Raw genomic sequence first — 19,568 nt, 5'->3', positions numbered from 1 at the left:
TCAGCCCACCAGCTCCCGCACCACCGGTACCAGCGCCCGGAACGCCTTCCCCCGGTGGCTGATCGCGTTCTTCTCCTGGGGGGTCAGTTCCGCGCAGGTGCGGGTCTCGCCCTCCGGCTGGAGGATCGGGTCGTAGCCGAAGCCGCCGGTGCCGGTGGGTTCGTGGCGCAGGACGCCGCGCAGTCGGCCCTCGACGACCCGTTCCGTGCCGTCCGGCAGGGCCAGGGCGGCCGCGCAGGCGAAGTGGGCCTGGCGGTGTTCGTCGGCGATGTCGGACAGCTGGGCGAGGAGCAGGTCCAGGTTGGCCTTGTCGTCGCCGTGGCGGCCGGACCAGCGGGCGGAGAAGATGCCGGGGGCGCCGTTGAGGACGTCGACGCAGAGGCCGGAGTCGTCGGCGACAGCCGGCAGGCCGGTGGCCTGGGCGAGGGCGTGGGCCTTGAGCAGGGCGTTCTCGGCGAAGGTGACGCCCGTTTCCTTGACGTCGGGGATGTCCGGGTAGGCGTCGGCGCCGACGAGTTCGTGGGGCAGTCCGGCTTCGGCGAGGATCGCGCGAAGTTCGGTGATCTTTCCGGCGTTGCGGGTGGCGAGGATCAGGCGACTCATGGGTCCCACAGTATTGCGCGCCCCGAAGGGGGTGCGGGGAACTGCGCGAGCACCGCGGCGGACCCGGGCCGGGCAGGTGCGGTCGGCCCTCGGCGTTACGGCGTGCAGACCTTGGTCAGTTCGCCCGCCGCGTCCGTGACGGGGCTGATGTCGGGTGTCTCGTCGCCGTTTCTGATGGACGCGCGGACGTTGTCGACGGCCTTGTCGAGGTCGTTCACGGCCTTGTCGACGTCCGCGTTGTCCGTCTTGTCGCCGATGTCGCCGAGGTTCTTGTCGATGGAGTCGAGGGACTCGTCGAGCTGCGTGGGGTCGTTCGCGGCGTTCTCGACGGCCTGCTGGAGGTCCGTGACGCTGTCGGCGATGGCGTCGGCGGTCTGGACGCAGTCCAGCGCCTTGTCGACGGCGGCGCAGCCGGTGGTGAGTCCGGCGGTCAGCGCGACGGCCGCCAGGGTGGCGGCGACGGCTGCGGTGCGGCGTCGGCGGCTCGCGGCCATGGAACGGTCCCTCTCGTTCGGTCGGGCCGGGCGGGCCCCGTGTGGCTGGCCGGGCGCACAGGGATGAGCCGTGCGCCCGTACCCCTTCAGACGCGCCGGTGCTCGGCGCGGTTGCCCGTGCCGAGCACTTGCCTTGGTGGGGATTTTACTTTTCGAGGGTCGCCGCGAGGGCGGTGCGCTGGTGGGCGGCGAGTTCGGTGCAGCCGGCGACGGCGAGGTCGAGGAGGGCGTCGAGTTCGTCGCGGGCGAAGGGTTCGGCCTCGGCGGTGCCCTGGACTTCGACGAAGCGGCCGTCGCCGGTGCAGACGACGTTCATGTCGGTGTCGGCCTTGACGTCCTCCTCGTAGCAGAGGTCGAGGAGGGGGACGCCGGCGACGATGCCGACGGAGACGGCGGAGACGGTGCCGGTCAGGGGCTTGCGGCCGGCCTTGATCAGTTTCTTGCCCTGGGCCCAGGCGACCGCGTCGGCGAGGGCGACGTAGGCGCCGGTGATGGCGGCGGTGCGGGTGCCGCCGTCGGCCTGGAGGACGTCGCAGTCGAGGACGATGGTGTTCTCGCCGAGGGCCTTGTAGTCGATGACGGCGCGCAGGGAGCGGCCGATGAGGCGGCTGATCTCGTGGGTGCGGCCGCCGATGCGGCCCTTGACGGACTCGCGGTCGCCGCGGGTGTTGGTGGAGCGGGGCAGCATGGAGTACTCGGCGGTGACCCAGCCTTCGCCGCTGCCCTTGCGCCAGCGCGGGACGCCTTCGGTGACGGAGGCGGTGCAGAAGACCTTGGTGTCGCCGAAGGAGACGAGGACGGAGCCCTCGGCGTGCTTGCTCCAGCCGCGCTCGATGGTGATGGGGCGGAGCTGCTGGGGGGTGCGGCCGTCGATTCGAGACATGGCGCCGAGCCTATCCGTACCTGCGCAGCGGGCCCCTCCCGCGGTGTGGAGGGGCCCGCTGCGCGGGTGTCAGGGTCCGTCAGGGGTGAAGCCCGGGACGATCCCCGCGCTTCACATCATGTCTTCGATCTCCGCCGCGATGGGGTCGGCGTCGGTGCCGATGACGACCTGGATGGCGCTGCCCATCTTGACGACGCCGTGGGCGCCGGCGGCCTTGAGGGCGGCTTCGTCGACCTTGGCGGGGTCCACGACCTCGGTGCGGAGGCGGGTGATGCAGCCTTCGACTTCTTCGATGTTGTCGATGCCGCCGAGCCCGGCAACGATCTTCTCAGCCTTGGTGGCCATGTTCGTTCTCCCTGATCCGAACCGCTTTGTCGCAGTAACCCACAGTTGGCCCATCTTCGCGAGCGGTCTCGTGGTGTGTGCCGAAGGATGGCGTCACGTTCGCGCGACCGTCCGAACGACTGGTCTACACCACGAGTCCGTCTCTCGACAAAAGTCCCTCGCTTTCGAGCCCGCCGACGAAGGGGAGCGGAATGAGTGCCGACAGCCCCGCCGGCGCCGAGGCCGCCGCCGGTCCCGCGCGTGCCCGCTGGAACCGGCTGTTCCAGGGGTTGCAGAAGATGGGTCGCAGTCTGCAGCTGCCGATCGCGGTGCTGCCGGCGGCGGGGATCCTCAACCGGCTGGGGCAGCCGGACGTGTTCGGGGCCGACGGGCTGGGCTGGACGGACGTCTCGAAGGTGATGGTGGGCGCGGGCGGGGCGCTGCTGGACAGTTCGCTGGGGCTGCCGCTGCTGTTCTGTGTGGGCGTCGCGATCGGGATGGCGAAGAAGGCGGACGGGTCGACGGCGCTGGCGGCGGTGGCCGGTTTCCTCGTGTACTGGACGGTGCTGCGGCAGTTTCCGGAGGACTGTCCCGAGGGGTCGGTGGCGGTGCCGAACGTGGGGTGCCAGGTGACCGACGGGGACCGGGAGGTGACGGCGTTCGCGTTCCAGAATCCGGGGGTGTTCGGCGGGATCGTGATGGGGCTGCTGGCGGCGTTCTTCTGGGCGCGGTTTCACCGCACGCGGCTGGTGGACTGGCTGGGCTTCTTCAACGGGCGGCGGCTGGTGCCGATCCTGATGGCGTTCGTGGCGATCGCCTTCGCGGCGGTGTGCCTGTGGGTGTGGCCGCCGGTCGGTGACGCGCTGGAGAGTTTCAGCGACTGGATGGACGGGCTGGACGCGTGGGGCGCGGGTGTGTTCGGGGTGGCGAACCGGGCGTTGCTGGTGGTGGGGCTGCACCAGTTCCTGAACGTGCCCATCTGGTTCCAGTTCGGTTCGTACACCAAGCCGGACGGGACGGTGGTGCACGGTGACATCAACATGTTCCTGGCGGGTGACCCGGACGCGGGTCAGTTCACCTCGGGGTTCTTCCCGATCATGATGTTCGCGTTGCCGGCGGCGGCGCTGGCGATCACGCACTGTGCGCGGCCGGACCGGCGCAAGGAGGTCGGCGGTCTGATGCTGTCGGTGGCGCTGACGTCGTTCGTCACGGGCATCACGGAGCCGATCGAGTACTCGTTCCTGTTCGTGGCGCCGGTGCTGTACGCGGTGCACGCGCTGCTGACGGGGGTGTCGATGGCGGTGACGTGGGGGCTGGGGGTGCACGACGGGTTCAGCTTCTCGGCGGGGCTGATCGACTACGTCATCAACTGGAATCTGGCGAGCCGGCCGTGGCTGGTCATCCCGATCGGGCTGGGTTTCGCGCTCGTCTACTACGTGATCTTCCGGTTCGCGATCACGAAGTTCGACCTGAGGACTCCGGGGCGGGAGCCCGAGGAGGACGTGGAGGACAGCGCCAAGGCGTGATCGTCCGGGGCGGGCGGAATTGGCGGGTTCCACTCGTTCGGCCTACCGTGCTACAACTGGTCTACACCACTCACCGGTGGAGGTCGCGCGGTGGATACCGCGTTCCCCTTTCTTTGAGACGCCGCCGTCCCCCGTCGAATTCTTCCTGGGCGGCGCCGTGCCCCATGGAGGAAGTTCATGTCCACAGACACCGCCGCGCCCGCGAGCCCGAGCAGAGGCTCGACCGTGATGGCCGTCCTGCAGCGGATCGGCCGCAGCCTGATGCTGCCGGTCGCCGTGCTGCCCGCCGCCGCCCTGCTGGTGCGGCTCGGCAACACCGACATGCTGGGGCGTGAGTCGTTCCCCGCCTTCATCACCAAGATCGCGGGCTTCATGGCGGCCGGCGGCAACGCGATCCTCGACAACATGGCGCTGCTGTTCGCCGTGGGCATCGCCATCGGCTTCGCCAAGAAGTCCGACGGCTCCACCGCCCTGGCGGCCGTGGTCGGTTACCTGGTCTTCAAGAACGTGCTGGCCACGTTCACCGACGGCAGCCTGCCCAAGAAGGAAGCCATCGTCGACGGCAAGATCGTCATGGTCGAGCAGGCGGTGGACGCCAAGGTGCTCGGCGGCGTGGTGATGGGCCTCGTCGTCGCCCTGCTCTACCAGCGCTTCTACCGCACCAAGCTGCCCGACTGGGCCGGCTTCTTCGGCGGCCGCCGCCTGGTGCCGATCCTGTCCGCCTTCGCGGGTCTGGTCATCGGCATCGTCTTCGGTTACATCTGGCCGGTCCTCGGCACGGGCCTGCACAACTTCGGCGAGTGGCTGGTCGGCTCCGGCGCGGTCGGCGCGGGCATCTTCGGTGTGGCCAACCGCGCGCTGATCCCGATCGGCATGCACCACCTGCTGAACTCCTTCCCCTGGTTCCAGGCCGGCACCTACGAGGGCAAGAGCGGTGACATCGCCCGGTTCCTCGCGGGCGACCCGACCGCCGGGCAGTTCATGACCGGCTTCTTCCCGATCATGATGTTCGCCCTGCCGGCCGCGTGCCTGGCGATCGTGCACTGCGCCCGCCCCGAGCGCCGCAAGGTCGTCGGCGGCATGATGTTCTCCCTCGCGCTGACCTCGTTCGTCACCGGTGTCACCGAGCCGATCGAGTTCACCTTCATGTTCATCGCGCCGGTGCTGTACGCGATCCACGCGGTGCTCACCGGTGTCTCGATGGCGCTGACCTGGGCCCTGGGGATGAAGGACGGCTTCGGCTTCTCGGCCGGCGCGGTGGACTTCTTCCTCAACCTGGGCATCGCGACCAACCCGTGGGGTCTGGCCCTGGTCGGCCTGTGCTTCGCGGCGGTCTACTACGCGGTCTTCCGCTTCGCGATCACCAGGTTCAACCTGCCGACGCCCGGCCGGGAGTCCGACGAGGAACTCGCCGAGCTGCAGAAGGCGGAGGCGAAGTAGCTCCGCTGACCGCCGAAGGCCCCGGAACCGCTCGGTTCCGGGGCCTTCGCGCGAGTGGGACCGCTCAGATCTCGTACGTGTGCCGGGGTACGGCGAGCTCCACGGGACCGTCGTAGACCTCGCGGGCGTCGACGAGGTTGACCTGCGGGTCGGTCCACGGCGGGATGTGCGTGAGGACCAGGCGCCGGGCACCGGCCCGGGTGGCCGTCTCGCCCGCCTCGCGGCCGTTGAGGTGCAGGTCGGGGATGGACTCCTTGCCGTGCGTGAACGCCGCCTCGCACAGGAACAGGTCGGCGTCCCGGGCGAGTTCGTCCAGGGCGGGGCTCACACCGGTGTCACCGGAGTACGTCAGGACCTTGCCCTCGTGTTCGAGACGGATGCCGTACGCCTCCACGGGGTGGGCCACCCGCTCGGTGTGCACCGTGAACGGGCCGATGTCGAAGGTGGACGGCTTGACCGTGTGGAAGTCGAAGACCTCGCTCATGGAGGAGGCGGTCGGGGTGTCCGCGTAGGCGGTGGTCAGCCGGTGTTCCGTGCCTTCGGGGCCGAAGACGGGCAGCGGATCGCAGCGGCCGCCGTCGTGGCGGTAGTAGCGCGCGACGAAGTACGCGCACATGTCGATGCAGTGGTCGGCGTGCAGGTGGCTGAGGAAGATCGCGTCGAGGTCGTAGAGACCGCAGTGGCGCTGCAGCTCGCCCAGGGCGCCGTTGCCCATGTCGAGGAGCAGCCGGAAGCCGTCGGCCTCGACGAGGTAGCTCGAGCAGGCCGATTCCGCGGACGGGAACGACCCCGAGCAGCCGACGACGGTGAGCTTCATGAAGCAGAAACCTCCGCTGGCGGGATAAGTCTGGTAGGGGCGTCGGGGGTCGTGCGGTCCGTCGAGCGTAAGGCGCGAAACCTCCGGTAGCTCCTCCGCCAAGGCCCGTTGTGGGCGAACTCACCTGTGGTGTCACCGGTTCGGCTGGCAGGGCCGGGCGCGATCCTCACGAGGACGGGCGCGGGCAGGGAGTACGCCGGTACCGTCTCAGTATGGACACGTCCTGGTGGCTTGCGCTCGCCGCGGTGGTACTGCTCGCGCTCGTCGCCACGCTCGTCGACGGGTGGGGGCGCGGGGCGCGCACGCGGGAGCGGCGGGCCCGGACGGCGCCGGTGACGCCGGCGGCGGGCCGGCCGCAGCCTGCGGAGATCTGGTGGGCGGACGTGCCCTACGAGGACGCGGCGGGGACCAGGGACCGGCCGTGCCTGGTGCTGGCGGTGCGCGGGGAGCGGGCGACCGTCGCGAAGATCACCACCCGGTTCCGGCACGAGCGCACCGGCGTGATCCCCCTGCCGCCCGGCTCGGTCGGCGACGCCCGGGGCCGCGCGAGCTTCCTGGAGACGGACGAGCTGCGGGAGGTCCCGTTGTGGGGCTTCCGGCGCCGCGTCGGAGTGGTGGATCCGGCCCTGTGGGACCGCGTGCGGTACCTGGCCGGGTGACCGGGAAGAGCGAAGGGGCCGGAGACGCGGCTCCAGCCCCTCGGTGTGTCCGTGCCGTCGGCTACGCCCAGAGCTGTCCCTGCAGCGTCTCGATGGCCTCCTCGGTCGTGGCGGCCGTGTAGACGCCGGTCGAGAGGTACTTCCAGCCGCCGTCGGCGACGACGAAGACGATGTCGGCGGACTCCCCCGCCTTGACGGCCTTCCGGCCCACGCCGATCGCGGCGTGCAGCGCGGCTCCCGTGGAGACGCCGGCGAAGATGCCCTCCTGCTGGAGCAGCTCGCGGGTACGGGTGACCGCGTCCGCCGAGCCGACCGAGAAGCGGGTGGTCAGCACGGAGGCGTCGTACAGCTCGGGCACGAACCCCTCGTCGAGGTTGCGCAGGCCGTAGACCAGGTCGTCGTAGCGCGGTTCGGCCGCGACGATCCGGACGCCGGGCTTGTGCTCGCGCAGGTAGCGGCCGACGCCCATGAGCGTGCCGGTGGTGCCGAGGCCGGCCACGAAGTGCGTGACGGACGGCAGGTCGGCGAGGATCTCCGGGCCGGTCGTGGCGTAGTGGGCGCCCGCGTTGTCCGGGTTGCCGTACTGGTAGAGCATCACCCAGTCGGGGTGCTCGGCCGAGAGTTCCTTGGCGACGCGCACGGCGGTGTTGGAGCCGCCCGCGGCCGGGGAGGAGATGATCTCGGCGCCCCACATGGCCAGCAGGTCACGGCGTTCCTGCGAGGTGTTCTCGGGCATCACGCACACGATGCGGTAGCCCTTGAGCTTCGCCGCCATGGCCAGGGAGATGCCGGTGTTGCCCGAGGTCGGCTCCAGGATCGTGCAGCCGGGGGTGAGCCGGCCGTCCTTCTCCGCCTGCTCGATCATGTGCAGGGCGGGGCGGTCCTTGACCGAGCCGGTGGGGTTGCGGTCCTCCAGCTTCGCCCAGATGCGGACGTCGGCGGACGGCGACAGCCGCGGCAGGCGCACCAGGGGGGTGTTGCCGACCGCGGCCAGGGGTGAGTCGTAGCGCATGATCAGACCATGCCGCCGGCCACGGCCGGCAGGATCGTGACGTTGTCGCCGTCCGACAGCTTGGTGTTGATGCCGTCGAGGAAGCGCACGTCCTCGTCGTTCAGGTACACGTTGACGAAGCGGCGCAGCTGGTCGCCGTCCACGATGCGGGCCTGGATGCCCGCATGCCGGGTCTCGAGGTCGTTGAACAGCTCGGCGAGGGTGTCCCCGGTGCCCTCCACCGCCTTCTGGCCGTCGGTGTAGGTGCGGAGGATGGTCGGGATGCGGACCTCGATGGCCATGGCTCAGGGCTCCTGTCGGGAGGTGTCGTCGGGTGGTGGCGCGCGGCGGCGCGGGAGTGCGTGGGTCGTACGCAGGTGGAGCGTTTCGCCGCGGCTCACGGCCGTACGGCGGCAGGGTGCTGCGTCAACAGATGGCGCTGGCGAGCCTGCACAGGTCGACGTGCAGCCGCGCCACGAGCAGATCGCCCGGCGTCTTTTCGCTCACGTCGTGGAAAACCATGGGCTCATCGTATCGATTCCCGACCCGGCTCCCGGAGTGTGATCCCATACTTCGGACGTTATTCATCCGCATGTCGAGATTTCCGCGCTGCGTCCGAGTTCAGGCCCGGCTCAGTACGCCTCGACGATCCGGACCTCTTCCTCCGTGACCTCGCCCTCGACGATCCGGAAGGAGCGGAACTGGAACTCGCCGGCCCCGTCGGTGTCGGCGGTGGAGACCAGGACGTAGTGCGCGCCGGGCTCGTTGGCGTAGGAGATGTCGGTGCGCGAGGGGTAGGCCTCGGTGGCCGTGTGGGAGTGGTAGATGACCACGGGCTCCTCGTCGCGGTCGTCCATCTCGCGGTAGAGCCTGAGCAGGTCGCCGGAGTCGAACTCGTAGAACGTGGGCGACATGGCGGCGTTCAGCATGGGGATGAAGCGCTCGGGGCGGTCCGAGCCGGCCGGTCCGGCGACGACGCCGCACGCCTCGTCGGGGTGGTCCTTGCGCGCGTGGGCGACGATCTGGTCGACGAGGGCCTGGGTGATGGTCAGCATGCTCGTCAGGATAAGCAGAAGGGCCGTTCCGTACCGATGGCTGGTACGGAACGGCCCACATGCCGGACGCCCTGAGCGGCAGCCGCAGGGAGTGCCACGAGTACTCCCTGCGGCGGGCGTCCCGCGGGTTGGTCAGCCGACCTTCTCGAACTCCGCGTCGCCGCGGCGCTCGGTGATCTGCGGGTTGCGGCTCTTGAGGACCCGCCAGCCGATGCCGAGGGCGACCGCCCAGCCGGCCGCGACGTACAGGCAGACCCGGGCGTCCTTGTCGTAGGCGATCATGCAGGTCACGCCGACGAGGAAGAGGAGCGCGACCCAGCTGAACAGGGCTCCGCCCGGGGCGGGGAAGGACGAGGCGCGCAGCCGCCCCGCGTCGACGGCGGCGCGGTAGCGGATGTGGCTGACGAGGATCATCATCCAGGTCCAGATGCCGGCGGCGGTGGCGACGGAGGTGACGTAGAGGAACGCCTTCTCCGGGACGACGTAGTTCAGGATCACGCCGATGCCCATGAGGGCCACGGAGACGGTGATGCCGACCGCGGGCGTCTTGCGGGCGTTGAGCTTGCCGAAGGCCTGCGGCGCCTCGCTGTTGGCGGCCAGGTCGCGCAGCATGCGGCCGGTGGAGTACATGCCCGAGTTGCAGGACGACAGGGCGGCGGTGAGCACCACGAAGTTCACGATGCCCGCGGCGAGCGGGATGCCGATCTTGCCGAAGGCGTGCACGAAGGGGCTCTCGCCGGCGGAGAACTCGGTCCACTTGACGACGGAGAGGATCACCAGCAGGGCGCCGACGTAGAAGACGATGATGCGCCAGGGCAGGGTGTTGATGGCCTTGGGCAGGGTCTTCTCGGGGTTCTCGGACTCGCCCGCGGTGACGCCGACGAGCTCGACGGCGAGGTAGGCGAACATGACGCCCTGGAGCGTCATCAGGCTGGAGCCGATGCCGTTGGGGAAGAAGCCGTCGTGGGACCAGAGGTTGGAGACGGCGGCGGTGTCACCGGCGTCGGAGAAGCCGAGGGTGAGCACGCCGAGACCGATGACGATCATGCCGATGATGGCCGTGACCTTGATCATCGAGAACCAGAACTCGACCTCGCCGAAGATCTTGACGGAGATCAGGTTGACGCCGAAGAGCACCACCAGGAACACCAGGGCGCTGACCCACTGCGGGATCTCCGGGAACCAGAAGTGGATGTAGATCGCGGCGGCCGTGAGCTCGGCCATGCCGGTGACCACCCACATGAGCCAGTACGTCCAGCCCGTGACGAACCCGAAGAACGGGCCGAGGAACTCACGGGCGTACTCGGCGAAGGAGCCGGAGACGGGCCGGTAGAGGAGCAGCTCGCCCAGGGCCCGCATGATGAAGAAGATCACGACACCCGCGAGGGCGTACATGAGGATGATGCTGGGTCCCGCCTTGGCGATGTTCGCTCCGGCACCCATGAACAGGCCGACGCCGATGGCGCCGCCGATCGCGATCATCTGGACCTGGCGACTGCCGAGTCCCCGCTCGTAGCCCTCTTCGGGCACGTTTTCCGTGTCGACCTGCGCAGAGGTCATGTGTGGTGCGCCTTTCTCCATGCCGACCCGGGCCTCTCGTCGGCCCCGGATCGGGTCTCGATCCCCCCGGATTGATGGAGCTGAGCGGATTTCGACACCCGCTCGTGCCTGGCCGGCGGTCGCCGGCTCGGTGGCGCACCCGGCCGAACATTCGGGTGGTGCTCGCCGGGCGGTCGTGAAGATTTATCACGGCCGCAACACTGATCACAGGGACGCGATGTGACACAGCACACGAAAAGAACCGGACAAAGCGCACCCGTTTTGGCCATAAAAGGCGGGCGCGGTGACGGGATCGTTATCCGGATTTGAGTGTCCTCTGAGCGAACACGGCGTGGTCATCCGGTGGCCACAGGATCCGCACGGATCAGGGCATCAGCGTACCGACCAGCGTCTCCTGGAGTCCGCCGAGCCAGAGGTAGGCCATGACCATCGGCTTGCGCGGGTCGTCGTCCGGGAGGCGGTAGAGGAGGTCGGTGTCCTCCTCGTCGGAGATCTCCAGCCTCGAGCCGATCGCGAGCCGCAGGTCGTTCAGCGCGCCCAGCCACCGCTGGGACTCCTCCACCGACAGCTTCAGCACCGCTCCGCCCTCACCGGCCGAGGCCGAGGCGAGCGCGTCCAGGGAGCGGACCACCGCGAGGGCGTTGTCCCGCTTGCCGGCGCGCAGGTCGTTCTCGGTGTAGCGGCGGAACTCGGCGGAGTAGGCCCGTCGCTCCTCGGCGTCCCGGGGCGAGGCGGGCTGCTCGGGGTCGCTGTAGGCGTCCGGGAACAGGCGCCTGAGCACCGGGTCGGCGGGCGGCTCGCTCGGGCCCTCGGCGAACAGCTCGGCGAGCGGGTCGCCGGAGGCGTCCTCGGCGGGGCCGGGGCCGATGAGCTCCAGGAGCTGGACGGCCAGCGACCGGATGATGGAGATCTCGACGTCGTCGAGGGCGACGGCGGCGCCGCCGCCGGGGAGCGGTTCGAAGGTTCCGGGCATGAACGCCTTTTCACTGCTGGGCGGGGGTGCTGGCTACTTGCGGTCCTGCTGGAGGGTGGCCCACAGGCCGTAGCCGTGCATGGCCTGCACGTCGCGCTCCATCTCCTCGCGGGTGCCGCTGGAGACGACCGCCCGGCCCTTGTGGTGGACGTCGAGCATGAGCTTGGTGGCCTTGTCCTTCGAGTAGCCGAAGTACGTCTGGAAGACGTACGTCACGTAGCTCATGAGGTTGACCGGGTCGTTGTGCACGATGGTGACCCAGGGGACGTCCGGCTCGGGTACGGCGAAGACCTCCTCCGCCGACTCGGTGCGTTCGATCTCCAGGGGCGCGGGTGACGTCACACTGCCCATGCTGCCACCCGAGGGGGGTAGTCGCACAAACGGGCCTGGCCGTACGGCGATCGCGTCCCGCGGGACCGCAATCGTCAGATTGACGAAATGGGGGTACGCTCCTCTCCATGAACACAGCGGACCTTGGGCTGCCGGTGGATGTCCCCTCGACGGCACTCTTCACGGACCAGTACGAGCTGACGATGCTGCGGGCCGCCCTGACGTCGGGCACGGCCGATCGGCGGAGCGTGTTCGAGGTCTTCACCCGGAGGCTGCCGGACGGGCGCCGCTACGGCGTCGTGGCGGGCACCGGACGGGTGCTGGACGCGGTGGAGAACTTCCGGTTCGACCCGGGCGTCCTGGGCTTTCTGCGGGAGCGGGAGATCGTCGACGAGCGGACGCTCGAGTGGCTCGCCGGCTACCGGTTCGGCGGGGACATCTGGGGCTATCCGGAGGGCGAGGTGTACTTCCCGGGCTCGCCGATCATGCGGGTGGAGGGCACCTTCGCCGAGTGCGTGCTGCTGGAGACGGTGATCCTGTCGATCCTCAACCACGACTCGGCGATCGCCGCGGCCGCCTCGCGGATGTCGGCGGCGGCGGGCGGCCGGCCGCTGATCGAGATGGGCGCCCGGCGCACCCACGAACTGGCGGCGGTGGCGGCCTCCCGGGCCGCGTACGTCGGCGGTTTCTCCACCACCTCCGACCTGGCGGCCGGCTTCCGCTACGGCATCCCCACCGTCGGCACCTCCGCACACGCCTTCACGCTCCTGCACGACAGCGAGCGGGACGCCTTCCGGGCCCAGGTGGAGACGCTGGGCCGGGGCACCACGCTGCTGGTGGACACCTACGACGTCGCCGAGGCGGTCCGCACCGCCGTCGAGGTCGCCGGGACCGGGCTCGGGGCCGTGCGGATCGACTCCGGCGACCTGCTGCTGGTCGCGCACCGGGTGCGGCAGCAGCTGGACGAGCTGGGCGCGACCGACACGAAGATCGTCGTGACCTCCGACCTGGACGAGTACGCCATCGCCTCGCTGGCCGCGGCGCCCGTGGACGCCTACGGGGTCGGCACGCAGCTGGTGACCGGCTCCGGCCACCCCACCTCCTCGATGGTCTACAAGCTGGTCGCGCGGGCCGAGTCCGCCGACCCCGAGGCGCCGCTGGTGCCGGTGGCGAAGAAGTCCAGCGGCGGCAAGACGTCGGTGGGCGGGCGCAAGTGGGCCGCGCGGCGGCTGGACTCCCACGGGATCGCCGAGGCCGAGGTGATCGGCACCGGGCCGGTGCCGGCCCCGCTCGCGGACCGGCAGCTGCTGGTGGAGCTGGTCAAGGGCGGCGAGGTGGTGGCCCGTGAACCGCTGGACGCGGCGCGCGACCGGCACGCGGCGGCGCGCGCGGGGCTCCCGATGTCGGCCACCCAGCTCTCGCGCGGGGAGCCGGTCATTCCGACGGAGTACCTGCACGAGGGCTCGGGTAGCTAATTGCGGTGTGCCGCGATGCACCGACCCGCGCCCCCTCCCGACCCCGCTCCCCCGTCAACAGGCTCGGCAGTACACCGGCCGGGCTCGCCGACCCCATAGCCGAAGGACACCGACCATGCGCCGCGCCTTGATCGTCGTAGACGTGCAGAACGACTTCTGCGAGGGGGGCAGCCTCGCCGTGGCCGGCGGTGCCGACGTGGCCGCCGCCGTCACCGAGCTGATCGGGCAGGCCGCCGGCTCCGGCTACCAGCACGTGGTGGCCACCCGCGACCACCACATCGCGCCCGGCGGCCACTTCTCCGCCAGCCCCGACTACGTCCGCTCCTGGCCCGCGCACTGCGTCGCCGGCACGGAGGGCGTCGGCTTCCACCCGAACTTCGCGCCGGCCGTCGCCTCCGGGTCGGTCGACGCGGTGTTCGACAAGGGGGCGTACGCGGCGGCGTACAGCGGCTTCGAGGGCACTGACGAGAACGGCACCCCCCTGGCGGAGTGGCTCCGCTCCCGCGACGTCACCGAGGTCGACGTGGTCGGCATCGCCACGGACCACTGCGTGCGCGCCACGGCCCTGGACGCCGCCAGGGAGGGCTTCCGCACCCACGTCCTGCTCGACCTCACCGCCGGAGTGGCCCCGCAGACCACCGAGCGGGCCCTGGAGGAGCTGCGGGAAGCGGGCGTGGAGCTCACCGGCAAGCCGGTCGTCCAGTAGCCCGGCGCGCCGCCGGGGTCAGGTCTGGGCGGTGGGGCGCCGCAGCAGGGACCTGATCGGGCGCCACAGCTCCTGGACCAGGTCCGGGCCGCCCGCGACACCGTTGCCGGGGGCCGTGCGCCATATCAGCCCGTCGGGATGGTGGAGGACCGCCGTGATCTCGTCGGGGGTGGGCGGTGCGGCGTTGCCACGCAGGTAGACCGACCGCATGCCGAGGTTGCGGAGCCTGGTCAGGGCCCGCGCCCGGTTCGCGGAGTGGACGAGCACCCGGACGGCGCCGGGGCCGTCGGCGGCGGGGCTGGGCAGGTTCAGTGCCACCACCACCGTGCCGTTCGGCAGTTTGCAGAAGCCTCCTGCGGCCATGCGGTCATCCCCCCGTGTCGGTCGGTGTCAATAAGAGAGCCACAGGACGCACCTAAACACGGATCGGCGGTGACCCGCCAGTGGGTCACCGCCGATCATGTTCTGACCTGCAAGGATGCGGATTACCTACCCGCGGGACCGACCTCCAGCTCGATCGTCGAGCCGTCCTTGGCCTCCTTGAGGATCTTGATCTTCGTGTTGGTGTCAGTGATCTTGACACCCGCCGTCGGGTTCGACTCGTCGTAGTAGTCGTTCGTCCGGTCGTTGAAGACCGAGACACCCTTCGAGCCCGGGATGTACTTCGCCACGTCCGCCTTGTGCAGCGTCATGCCGTCGGTGCGGTAGAGGCTGAACGGCGAGTCGTAGGACTGGATGCGGTTGCGCATCAGCGTGCCGTCGGCCCACTTCAGCGCGGTCGGGTGGGAGTCGACCGGCAGGACCAGACCCGTGCCCCGGTGCTCGCTGGTGTTGTTGTCCGCCTGGGAGGTGTCCCACTTCCAGATCAGCAGGCCGTTCTGGTACGCGTAGTGCTCGACCCAGTCCGGGCGCTCGGTGAAGCCGAAGTTGTACGGGCCGGTCTTCAGCGTCTTGTCGTACGACACGTACTGCCGGTTCTCGGCGATGTAGTACTGCGCGTAGTCCCGGGTGAAGGACGCGCCCATGCGGGAGAAGCCGTTCGCCGTCCAGGCGGCGTCCGCCGACTCGGCGTCGTCGGAGAAGACGGGGGCGCCGTCGGCGGTCACCGCGATCCGGTCGGCCGCGAAGCCCTTCATCGCCAGGCCGCCGTCGGTCTGGTAGCGGAAGCGCAGGTCGAACTTCTTGCCCGCGTAGGCGTCCAGGGAGTACGCCAGCTTCTTGTAGCCGTCGACCGTGCCGTGCAGGGCCGGCTTGTCGCTGCCGTCACGCGGGATCGGCTTGCCGTCCACCGTGCCGTCCAGGGCGGTCCAGTTGGCGCCGCCGTCGGTCGACACCTCGGTGTAGAGGTAGTCGTAGTTGGCCTCGATCTCGTACCAGCCGTCGAGGGTCAGCGACGCCGACGTCCTGCCGGTGAGGTCGACGGAGCGGGTCAGCGTGTTCTTCAGGTTGTTGCCGCTGCCGCTCCACCACTGCGTCCTGCCCTCGGCGGGGGTCACGAGTTCGGTGGTGACCGCCTTCTTGGGGAGCTCGACGACCAGCGCCTGCTTGTGCTTGGTGTTGTACTCCGCGACGCCCAGCTTGTGCCACGAGTCGACGCCGGCCTTGGCGCGGTCGTAGTTCAGCCAGCCCAGCTGGAGCTTGTCCCAGGCGGTCATGTCGCCGGGCAGGTCACCGATCTCGTTCCTGCCGGTGCCCAGCCAGGAACCGGACGACATCAGCGTCCAGAAACCGGTGGAGTTCTCGCCGCCCGCGGTGTCGTAGTGGTCGGGCAGACCGAGGTCGTGACCGTACTCGTGGGCGTAGACGCCGAGTCCGCCGTTCTCCGGCTGGACGGTGTAGTCGCCGACCCAGATGCCGGTGTCGCCGATCTTCGCGCCGCCGAGCTTGTTGTTCTCGGGGCCGGTGGCGCCGGCGTCGGTGCCGAAGGCGTACCAGCGGTGCGCCCAGATCGCGTCGGTGCCCTGGGCGCCGCCGCCGGCGGACTCGTCCTCGCCGGCGTGCACGATCTGGAAGTGGTCGATGTAGCCGTCGGGCTCGTTGAAGTCGCCGTCGCCGTCGAAGTCGTAGCGGTCCCACTCGTCGAAGCGCGCGACGTCCGCCTTGATCTGCGCGTCGGTCCTCCCCGCTGCCTTCTGCTGGGAGACCCACGCGTCCAGACCGTCGCTGACGACGTTCCACACGCTCGGGCAGTTGGTGTCACCGCAGGCGTTGTTGCCGTAACGGGCCTCGTTGTACGGGACCTTGACCCAGTCGGAGACCTCGCCCTCGACCGAGTAGCGGCCCGAGGACTGCTTCTCGTAGTACGTCTTGACCGAGTCGACGCCCTTGCCGGAGCCGAAGTACAGGTCCTGGAAGTAGTCCCGGTCGTAGTCGGCCCGCCAGGCGGTGGAGTTGTCCTTCTTGCGGTCGGGCTTGGGTATCTGGTTGTGCAGCGGGCCCGGGGTGCCGCCGTAGCGCGGGTCGGTCCTGTCGCCGAACTCGACCAGGATCGTGAAGATCTTGTCGGTCTTCTCGCGGCCCAGCTCGACGTACTTGCTGTCGCCCTTCTTGCTCTTGAGCTGGACGACCTTCGAGCCTTCGCGGTCCTTGACCTTGGTCTCGCCGGATATGACCTGCTTCAGGGCCTCCTGGCGCTGCGCCTCCCGGGTCTTGCTCAGGGGGCCTTCGAGGTCGTGCTCGTCGTGGTGACGGTCCGCCGGGTCGCTCCGGTCCACGGTGGTGGACCGGGGAGCGGAGGTGTCGTCGGCCACCGCGTACGTCGAGGCGGTGGCTGTGGCCGCCGCGAGCGCCACACCGATGGCGGCGGCTCTGAACGTCCAGGGTCTACTGGTCACTTGAGATCCTCCCCCGCGTCCGTGCGCGCGGAAGGAAGGGGTCCCTGGTCAGGTGCGGTCCGCGCGCGCGTGATCAACGCGTGTAGTCAAGTGACGACATTTGACTAGAGGTTTAGCGGAAAAGACAGACCTTGACTTGGACAAGTCAAGTGCACTATGCGGAGCCGACGTTCGTTTTACGGACAACCAGATGGTTGTTCCCGCGGGATAGGGCGCGTGCATATGTCCACTCCGTGGACGTCATGACTCCGTGCGCCCCCTGTGCACCGCCCTTGTTGATTAGGTCACGCTTACCGCTCGTTCCCGTCGGGCAGCCTGCCGGTTAGAGTCGCTTGGCGGAACGCCCGGAAGCCGGCGGAATGCCAGGCCGACGCCCCCGTGGACCCCCACTTCGAGGACATGATGGCCATGCCCCGTCCGACCGCCGCACAGCTCGCCTACGGTTCGTGCACCGTGATCCTCTCGACCCTCGCCATGCTGCTGCTGTCACAGACGAGTTCGGGTGCGGGGATCGCGCTCATCGCCGTCGCGGCGCTCGCCCTCGGGCTCCTGGTCGCCATGACGGTGCCGCTGCCCGGCAGGCGCTCCGCCGCGGTGGAACAGCCCGCGCCCCGGGAGCCGGTACGGGCCACGGTCGCCGCGGCGGCCCCGGAGCCGGTGCGGGAGCGGGCGGCTTCCTGACCGCCGCCCTTCGCTTCCTTTGCGTCCTTTGCGGCAGTTGACCCCCGTCTTGCCTCAACTTGTGCTGACCACGACCGTTTTGGCCGCCTTGTCGTGCAGGCCCTGCTTGTAGGGGCGGTCGAAGAAGCTCCAGCCGCCGGAGATCGCCGTCCAGACGCAGGCGCAGCAGAAGGCGAACGGGATCCACAGCACGGCCGCGCGGGCCAGCGCCGTCTGCACCGAGGGCGTGGCGCCGTTGTCGAGGTTGGCCACGCGCAGGTGCAGCAGCCTCTTGCCGAGCGTCTGACCGGTCCTGGCGGTGAGGACGGTGTCGTAGGCGATGTAGAGGACGGCGGCGACCGCCGACTGCCAGAAGGACTTGCCGACCTCGATGCGGTCGCTGTCGACGTCGTACTCGTTGACACCGAAGCCCCAGGTGAGCAGCCAGACGACGACACCTACCAGGATCATGTCGATGATGCGGGCGAGCGTGCGCTTGCCGCTGTCGGCGAGCGGGGGCATGCCGGCGAGCGGGTCGGAGGGCGCGGAGCCTCCGCCGTAGGGGTCACCGCCGTAGGGGCCGCCACCGGGAGGGCCCCCGCCGTACGGTCCACCTCCGTACGGGCCGCCGCCGTAGGGGCCCCCACCGGGTGGGCCACCGCCGTAGGGGCCGCCTCCCGGGTGCGGCGGGGGCTCGTTGCCGTACGGCGAGCCCGCGCCCTCGCCGGGCGGCTCGCCCTGGGGCCGCTTCCGGAACGGGTCGTCTTCCGGTGGCTGCTGACCGGGGCCGGGGGGCGGTTCACTGCTCATGGCCCGAGTCGACCGCGAACCCACGGGCTCCGCATCCGGCAGACGGCCGTCCGGGGGAGCTCAGCCCGCCACGAAGGTGTGTGCCGCCTTGTCGTGCCAGCACTGCCGCCACGGCTTGTCGAAGAGGCACCAGGCGACGCCGACCACACCGACGACGAGGAGACCGGGCACGCTGTAGACCAGCCAGCGGCGCAGGGCCGCGCCGAACTCCGGGGTGTCGTGCCCCTCGATGTCCCGCACTTCGAGGCCCGTCAGCCTCTTGCCGAGGGTGCGTCCCCACTTGGCGGTGGGCAGCACCTCGCAGAGGAGCCCGGCGAGCAGCAGCACGGCCAGGATGATGCCGAGGTAGACCGAGGTGGTGCCGTCGAGCAGCCACACCGTGACGGTCTCGCCGGAGAGCCGGGCCGCCTCGATCTTCGCGTTGACGTGGTCGACGGCCTTGATGCCGAGCGGGACGGCGGCAGTGGCGGTCAGGCCCAGGAGCACGAGGGTGTCCACGAGACGGGCCGCCAGCCGCTTGCCGAGCCCCGCGGGCCGGGCCGAGGCCTGGCGCCGGGCGGCCGCCTGGAACACGTCCTCGACGGGCGGCTTCCAGGGGGCGACGGGCTGCTCCTCTCCCCCGCCGGCGAGCCGGTGCACCTGCTGCGCCCAGGAGGTCTGGCCACCGCCGGGGCCGGGGCTGAGCGGACCGGCCGCGGAGGCGGCGGGGCCCGCGGGGGAGCCGCCGGGCTGCGGGGGAACGGTGGGGGCCGCCTGGGGTCCGGACGGCGCCGTCGAACCGGCGGCGGGGGCTTGGGCGGAGACCTGGGCGCCCACGGGCCCGGCCGCTGCCTGCGCGGCGGCGGCCCGAGCGGCGGCGGCCTTGCCGGCCCCGAAGCCGGGCCGGTCCGCCCCGTCGGCTGATCCGGCACCGCCCTGTGCGCTGAAGGCGGGCCCGGCCGGGGCCTGCGCGGGGCCGGCCGCACCGACCGCACCGGCGGAACTGACGAAAGCCGGGCCGCTGCCCGACCCGGAGGGACCGGCCGGGCCACCGAAGCCGGACCCCGCGGCACCGCTGCCCGGCGCGGCCGCCGCACCACCGAAGGCGGTCCCCGCCGAGTCCCTGCCCGGACCCGATCCCGGCGAACCGACCGGGCCGGAAGCGCCGGGAGTCCCAGGAGTCCCGGCGACGCGGGAAACTCCGGGAGCACCATGAGCCCCGGAAGCGCCGGGAGCCCCGGAAGCGCCGAAAGTCCCGCCAGCCCCGGGAGCCCCCAAAGCCCCGGCAGCGCCGGGAGTGTCAGGCCCCGGAGCGCCGGGAGCACCCTGAGACCCCGGGGTATGCGCGGAGCCCTGGGAAGCCCGGGACCCCGCAGAACCCGCAGAACTCACCGAACCCGCCGAACCTGCCGAACCCGCGGAACTCACGGCACCCGCCGAACCCGCCGC

The 19,568-nt window shown here is 70.4% G+C and carries 22 protein-coding genes; 6 read left to right on the top strand and 16 right to left on the bottom strand.

The window, feature by feature from the left end; genetic code table 11:
• The 4 genes from rdgB to RIN80_RS18635 all read right to left on the bottom strand — a co-directional run bounded on the left by rdgB (position 1) and on the right by RIN80_RS18635 (position 2,325).
• On the bottom strand, positions 1–603 hold the full coding sequence (gene rdgB / locus RIN80_RS18650; RefSeq protein ID WP_309096736.1) for an RdgB/HAM1 family non-canonical purine NTP pyrophosphatase: 603 nt from the start codon (positions 601–603) through the stop codon (positions 1–3).
• 95 nt (positions 604–698) lie between these two features.
• Entirely contained in the window at positions 699–1,097 is a 399-nt protein-coding gene (locus RIN80_RS18645) for a hypothetical protein (RefSeq protein ID WP_309096735.1), read from the bottom strand.
• A gap of 145 nt (positions 1,098–1,242) precedes the next feature.
• Complete coding sequence (gene rph, locus RIN80_RS18640) at positions 1,243–1,980, bottom strand: ribonuclease PH (protein WP_309096734.1); 738 nt, start codon at positions 1,978–1,980, stop codon at positions 1,243–1,245.
• A 111-nt stretch (positions 1,981–2,091) separates the two neighbouring features.
• The gene (locus tag RIN80_RS18635; protein WP_030868674.1) at positions 2,092–2,325 is read right to left on the bottom strand and encodes a glucose PTS transporter subunit EIIB; all 234 of its coding nucleotides are present in this window, start codon (positions 2,323–2,325) and stop codon (positions 2,092–2,094) included.
• A gap of 191 nt (positions 2,326–2,516) precedes the next feature.
• On the opposite strand from RIN80_RS18635, the gene RIN80_RS18630 reads away from it, so the two are divergent.
• Positions 2,517–3,830 (top strand): PTS transporter subunit EIIC, encoded by a 1,314-nt coding sequence (locus RIN80_RS18630; RefSeq protein ID WP_309096733.1) that lies wholly within the window; start codon positions 2,517–2,519, stop codon positions 3,828–3,830.
• A gap of 177 nt (positions 3,831–4,007) precedes the next feature.
• Positions 4,008–5,270: a PTS transporter subunit EIIC gene (locus RIN80_RS18625; RefSeq protein ID WP_309096732.1), complete on the top strand. Its 1,263-nt coding sequence runs from the start codon at positions 4,008–4,010 to the stop codon at positions 5,268–5,270.
• Positions 5,271–5,334: 64 nt separating this feature from the next.
• On the opposite strand, the gene RIN80_RS18620 is transcribed toward RIN80_RS18625, so the two are convergent.
• Positions 5,335–6,087, bottom strand: coding sequence for an MBL fold metallo-hydrolase (locus RIN80_RS18620; RefSeq protein WP_309096731.1), 753 nt, complete (start codon positions 6,085–6,087; stop codon positions 5,335–5,337).
• 212 nt (positions 6,088–6,299) lie between these two features.
• On the opposite strand from RIN80_RS18620, the gene RIN80_RS18615 reads away from it, so the two are divergent.
• A complete protein-coding gene (locus RIN80_RS18615; protein WP_309096730.1) occupies positions 6,300–6,746 on the top strand; it encodes a type II toxin-antitoxin system PemK/MazF family toxin in 447 nt (148 codons plus the stop codon).
• Between the two features lie 61 nt (positions 6,747–6,807).
• Here the strand turns inward: RIN80_RS18615 and RIN80_RS18610 are convergent, their stop codons facing one another.
• The 7 genes from RIN80_RS18610 to clpS all read right to left on the bottom strand — a co-directional run bounded on the left by RIN80_RS18610 (position 6,808) and on the right by clpS (position 11,676).
• Positions 6,808–7,758: a cysteine synthase gene (locus RIN80_RS18610; RefSeq protein WP_309096729.1), complete on the bottom strand. Its 951-nt coding sequence runs from the start codon at positions 7,756–7,758 to the stop codon at positions 6,808–6,810.
• 2 nt (positions 7,759–7,760) lie between these two features.
• Positions 7,761–8,039, bottom strand: a complete 279-nt coding sequence (locus tag RIN80_RS18605; protein ID WP_309096728.1) for a MoaD/ThiS family protein — start codon at positions 8,037–8,039, stop codon at positions 7,761–7,763.
• Between the two features lie 124 nt (positions 8,040–8,163).
• Positions 8,164–8,259: a putative leader peptide gene (locus tag RIN80_RS26595; protein WP_311688247.1), complete on the bottom strand. Its 96-nt coding sequence runs from the start codon at positions 8,257–8,259 to the stop codon at positions 8,164–8,166.
• A gap of 110 nt (positions 8,260–8,369) precedes the next feature.
• A complete protein-coding gene (locus RIN80_RS18600) occupies positions 8,370–8,792 on the bottom strand; it encodes a M67 family metallopeptidase (RefSeq protein ID WP_309096727.1) in 423 nt (140 codons plus the stop codon).
• Between the two features lie 132 nt (positions 8,793–8,924).
• Complete coding sequence (locus RIN80_RS18595) at positions 8,925–10,352, bottom strand: amino acid permease (RefSeq protein WP_309096726.1); 1,428 nt, start codon at positions 10,350–10,352, stop codon at positions 8,925–8,927.
• A gap of 364 nt (positions 10,353–10,716) precedes the next feature.
• On the bottom strand, positions 10,717–11,325 hold the full coding sequence (locus RIN80_RS18590) for a DUF2017 domain-containing protein (protein ID WP_309096725.1): 609 nt from the start codon (positions 11,323–11,325) through the stop codon (positions 10,717–10,719).
• Positions 11,326–11,358: 33 nt separating this feature from the next.
• The gene (gene clpS / locus RIN80_RS18585) at positions 11,359–11,676 is read right to left on the bottom strand and encodes an ATP-dependent Clp protease adapter ClpS (protein WP_137301422.1); all 318 of its coding nucleotides are present in this window, start codon (positions 11,674–11,676) and stop codon (positions 11,359–11,361) included.
• Between the two features lie 107 nt (positions 11,677–11,783).
• On the opposite strand from clpS, the gene RIN80_RS18580 reads away from it, so the two are divergent.
• The gene (locus RIN80_RS18580) at positions 11,784–13,130 is read left to right on the top strand and encodes a nicotinate phosphoribosyltransferase (protein ID WP_309096724.1); all 1,347 of its coding nucleotides are present in this window, start codon (positions 11,784–11,786) and stop codon (positions 13,128–13,130) included.
• 115 nt (positions 13,131–13,245) lie between these two features.
• The gene (locus tag RIN80_RS18575) at positions 13,246–13,836 is read left to right on the top strand and encodes an isochorismatase family protein (RefSeq protein WP_309096723.1); all 591 of its coding nucleotides are present in this window, start codon (positions 13,246–13,248) and stop codon (positions 13,834–13,836) included.
• 18 nt (positions 13,837–13,854) lie between these two features.
• Here RIN80_RS18575 and RIN80_RS18570 read toward each other — a convergent pair whose 3' ends face one another.
• Both RIN80_RS18570 and RIN80_RS18565 read right to left on the bottom strand, forming a co-directional pair.
• Positions 13,855–14,199: a hypothetical protein gene (locus RIN80_RS18570; RefSeq protein ID WP_309096722.1), complete on the bottom strand. Its 345-nt coding sequence runs from the start codon at positions 14,197–14,199 to the stop codon at positions 13,855–13,857.
• Positions 14,200–14,321: 122 nt separating this feature from the next.
• A complete protein-coding gene (locus RIN80_RS18565; RefSeq protein ID WP_309096721.1) occupies positions 14,322–16,670 on the bottom strand; it encodes an immune inhibitor A domain-containing protein in 2,349 nt (782 codons plus the stop codon).
• A gap of 402 nt (positions 16,671–17,072) precedes the next feature.
• Between RIN80_RS18565 and RIN80_RS18560 the strand changes: the two genes are divergently transcribed.
• On the top strand, positions 17,073–17,351 hold the full coding sequence (locus RIN80_RS18560; RefSeq protein ID WP_309096738.1) for a hypothetical protein: 279 nt from the start codon (positions 17,073–17,075) through the stop codon (positions 17,349–17,351).
• Positions 17,352–17,405: 54 nt separating this feature from the next.
• Here RIN80_RS18560 and RIN80_RS18555 read toward each other — a convergent pair whose 3' ends face one another.
• Both RIN80_RS18555 and RIN80_RS26590 read right to left on the bottom strand, forming a co-directional pair.
• A complete protein-coding gene (locus tag RIN80_RS18555; RefSeq protein WP_309096720.1) occupies positions 17,406–18,140 on the bottom strand; it encodes an RDD family protein in 735 nt (244 codons plus the stop codon).
• Positions 18,141–18,200: 60 nt separating this feature from the next.
• Positions 18,201–18,956, bottom strand: a complete 756-nt coding sequence (locus RIN80_RS26590; protein WP_375141732.1) for an RDD family protein — start codon at positions 18,954–18,956, stop codon at positions 18,201–18,203.
• Between the last annotated feature and the right edge of the window lie 612 nt (positions 18,957–19,568).

This window comes from Streptomyces sp., from assembly GCF_031181705.1.
Taxonomy (GTDB): Bacteria; Actinomycetota; Actinomycetes; order Streptomycetales; family Streptomycetaceae; genus Streptomyces.
The sequence above is the reverse complement of the archived record's forward strand: the minus strand, read 5'-3'. Positions and strand labels throughout refer to the sequence as shown.

What these genes read in the sequence shown, in the direction of transcription:
- rph (WP_309096734.1), bottom strand. Translation starts at nt 1,980, where the DNA reads ATGTCTCGAATCGACGGCCGCACCCCCCAGCAGCTCCGCCCCATCACC.
- rdgB (WP_309096736.1), bottom strand. Translation starts at nt 603, where the DNA reads ATGAGTCGCCTGATCCTCGCCACCCGCAACGCCGGAAAGATCACCGAA.
- RIN80_RS18620 (WP_309096731.1), bottom strand. Translation starts at nt 6,087, where the DNA reads ATGAAGCTCACCGTCGTCGGCTGCTCGGGGTCGTTCCCGTCCGCGGAA.
- RIN80_RS18580 (WP_309096724.1), top strand. Translation starts at nt 11,784, where the DNA reads ATGAACACAGCGGACCTTGGGCTGCCGGTGGATGTCCCCTCGACGGCA.
- RIN80_RS18630 (WP_309096733.1), top strand. Translation starts at nt 2,517, where the DNA reads ATGAGTGCCGACAGCCCCGCCGGCGCCGAGGCCGCCGCCGGTCCCGCG.
- RIN80_RS18615 (WP_309096730.1), top strand. Translation starts at nt 6,300, where the DNA reads ATGGACACGTCCTGGTGGCTTGCGCTCGCCGCGGTGGTACTGCTCGCG.
- RIN80_RS18645 (WP_309096735.1), bottom strand. Translation starts at nt 1,097, where the DNA reads ATGGCCGCGAGCCGCCGACGCCGCACCGCAGCCGTCGCCGCCACCCTG.
- RIN80_RS18590 (WP_309096725.1), bottom strand. Translation starts at nt 11,325, where the DNA reads ATGCCCGGAACCTTCGAACCGCTCCCCGGCGGCGGCGCCGCCGTCGCC.
- RIN80_RS18570 (WP_309096722.1), bottom strand. Translation starts at nt 14,199, where the DNA reads ATGGCCGCAGGAGGCTTCTGCAAACTGCCGAACGGCACGGTGGTGGTG.
- clpS (WP_137301422.1), bottom strand. Translation starts at nt 11,676, where the DNA reads ATGGGCAGTGTGACGTCACCCGCGCCCCTGGAGATCGAACGCACCGAG.
- RIN80_RS26595 (WP_311688247.1), bottom strand. Translation starts at nt 8,259, where the DNA reads ATGGTTTTCCACGACGTGAGCGAAAAGACGCCGGGCGATCTGCTCGTG.
- RIN80_RS18635 (WP_030868674.1), bottom strand. Translation starts at nt 2,325, where the DNA reads ATGGCCACCAAGGCTGAGAAGATCGTTGCCGGGCTCGGCGGCATCGAC.
- RIN80_RS18605 (WP_309096728.1), bottom strand. Translation starts at nt 8,039, where the DNA reads ATGGCCATCGAGGTCCGCATCCCGACCATCCTCCGCACCTACACCGAC.
- RIN80_RS18560 (WP_309096738.1), top strand. Translation starts at nt 17,073, where the DNA reads ATGGCCATGCCCCGTCCGACCGCCGCACAGCTCGCCTACGGTTCGTGC.
- RIN80_RS18625 (WP_309096732.1), top strand. Translation starts at nt 4,008, where the DNA reads ATGTCCACAGACACCGCCGCGCCCGCGAGCCCGAGCAGAGGCTCGACC.
- RIN80_RS18600 (WP_309096727.1), bottom strand. Translation starts at nt 8,792, where the DNA reads ATGCTGACCATCACCCAGGCCCTCGTCGACCAGATCGTCGCCCACGCG.
- RIN80_RS18610 (WP_309096729.1), bottom strand. Translation starts at nt 7,758, where the DNA reads ATGCGCTACGACTCACCCCTGGCCGCGGTCGGCAACACCCCCCTGGTG.
- RIN80_RS18575 (WP_309096723.1), top strand. Translation starts at nt 13,246, where the DNA reads ATGCGCCGCGCCTTGATCGTCGTAGACGTGCAGAACGACTTCTGCGAG.
- RIN80_RS18595 (WP_309096726.1), bottom strand. Translation starts at nt 10,352, where the DNA reads ATGACCTCTGCGCAGGTCGACACGGAAAACGTGCCCGAAGAGGGCTAC.
- RIN80_RS18555 (WP_309096720.1), bottom strand. Translation starts at nt 18,140, where the DNA reads ATGAGCAGTGAACCGCCCCCCGGCCCCGGTCAGCAGCCACCGGAAGAC.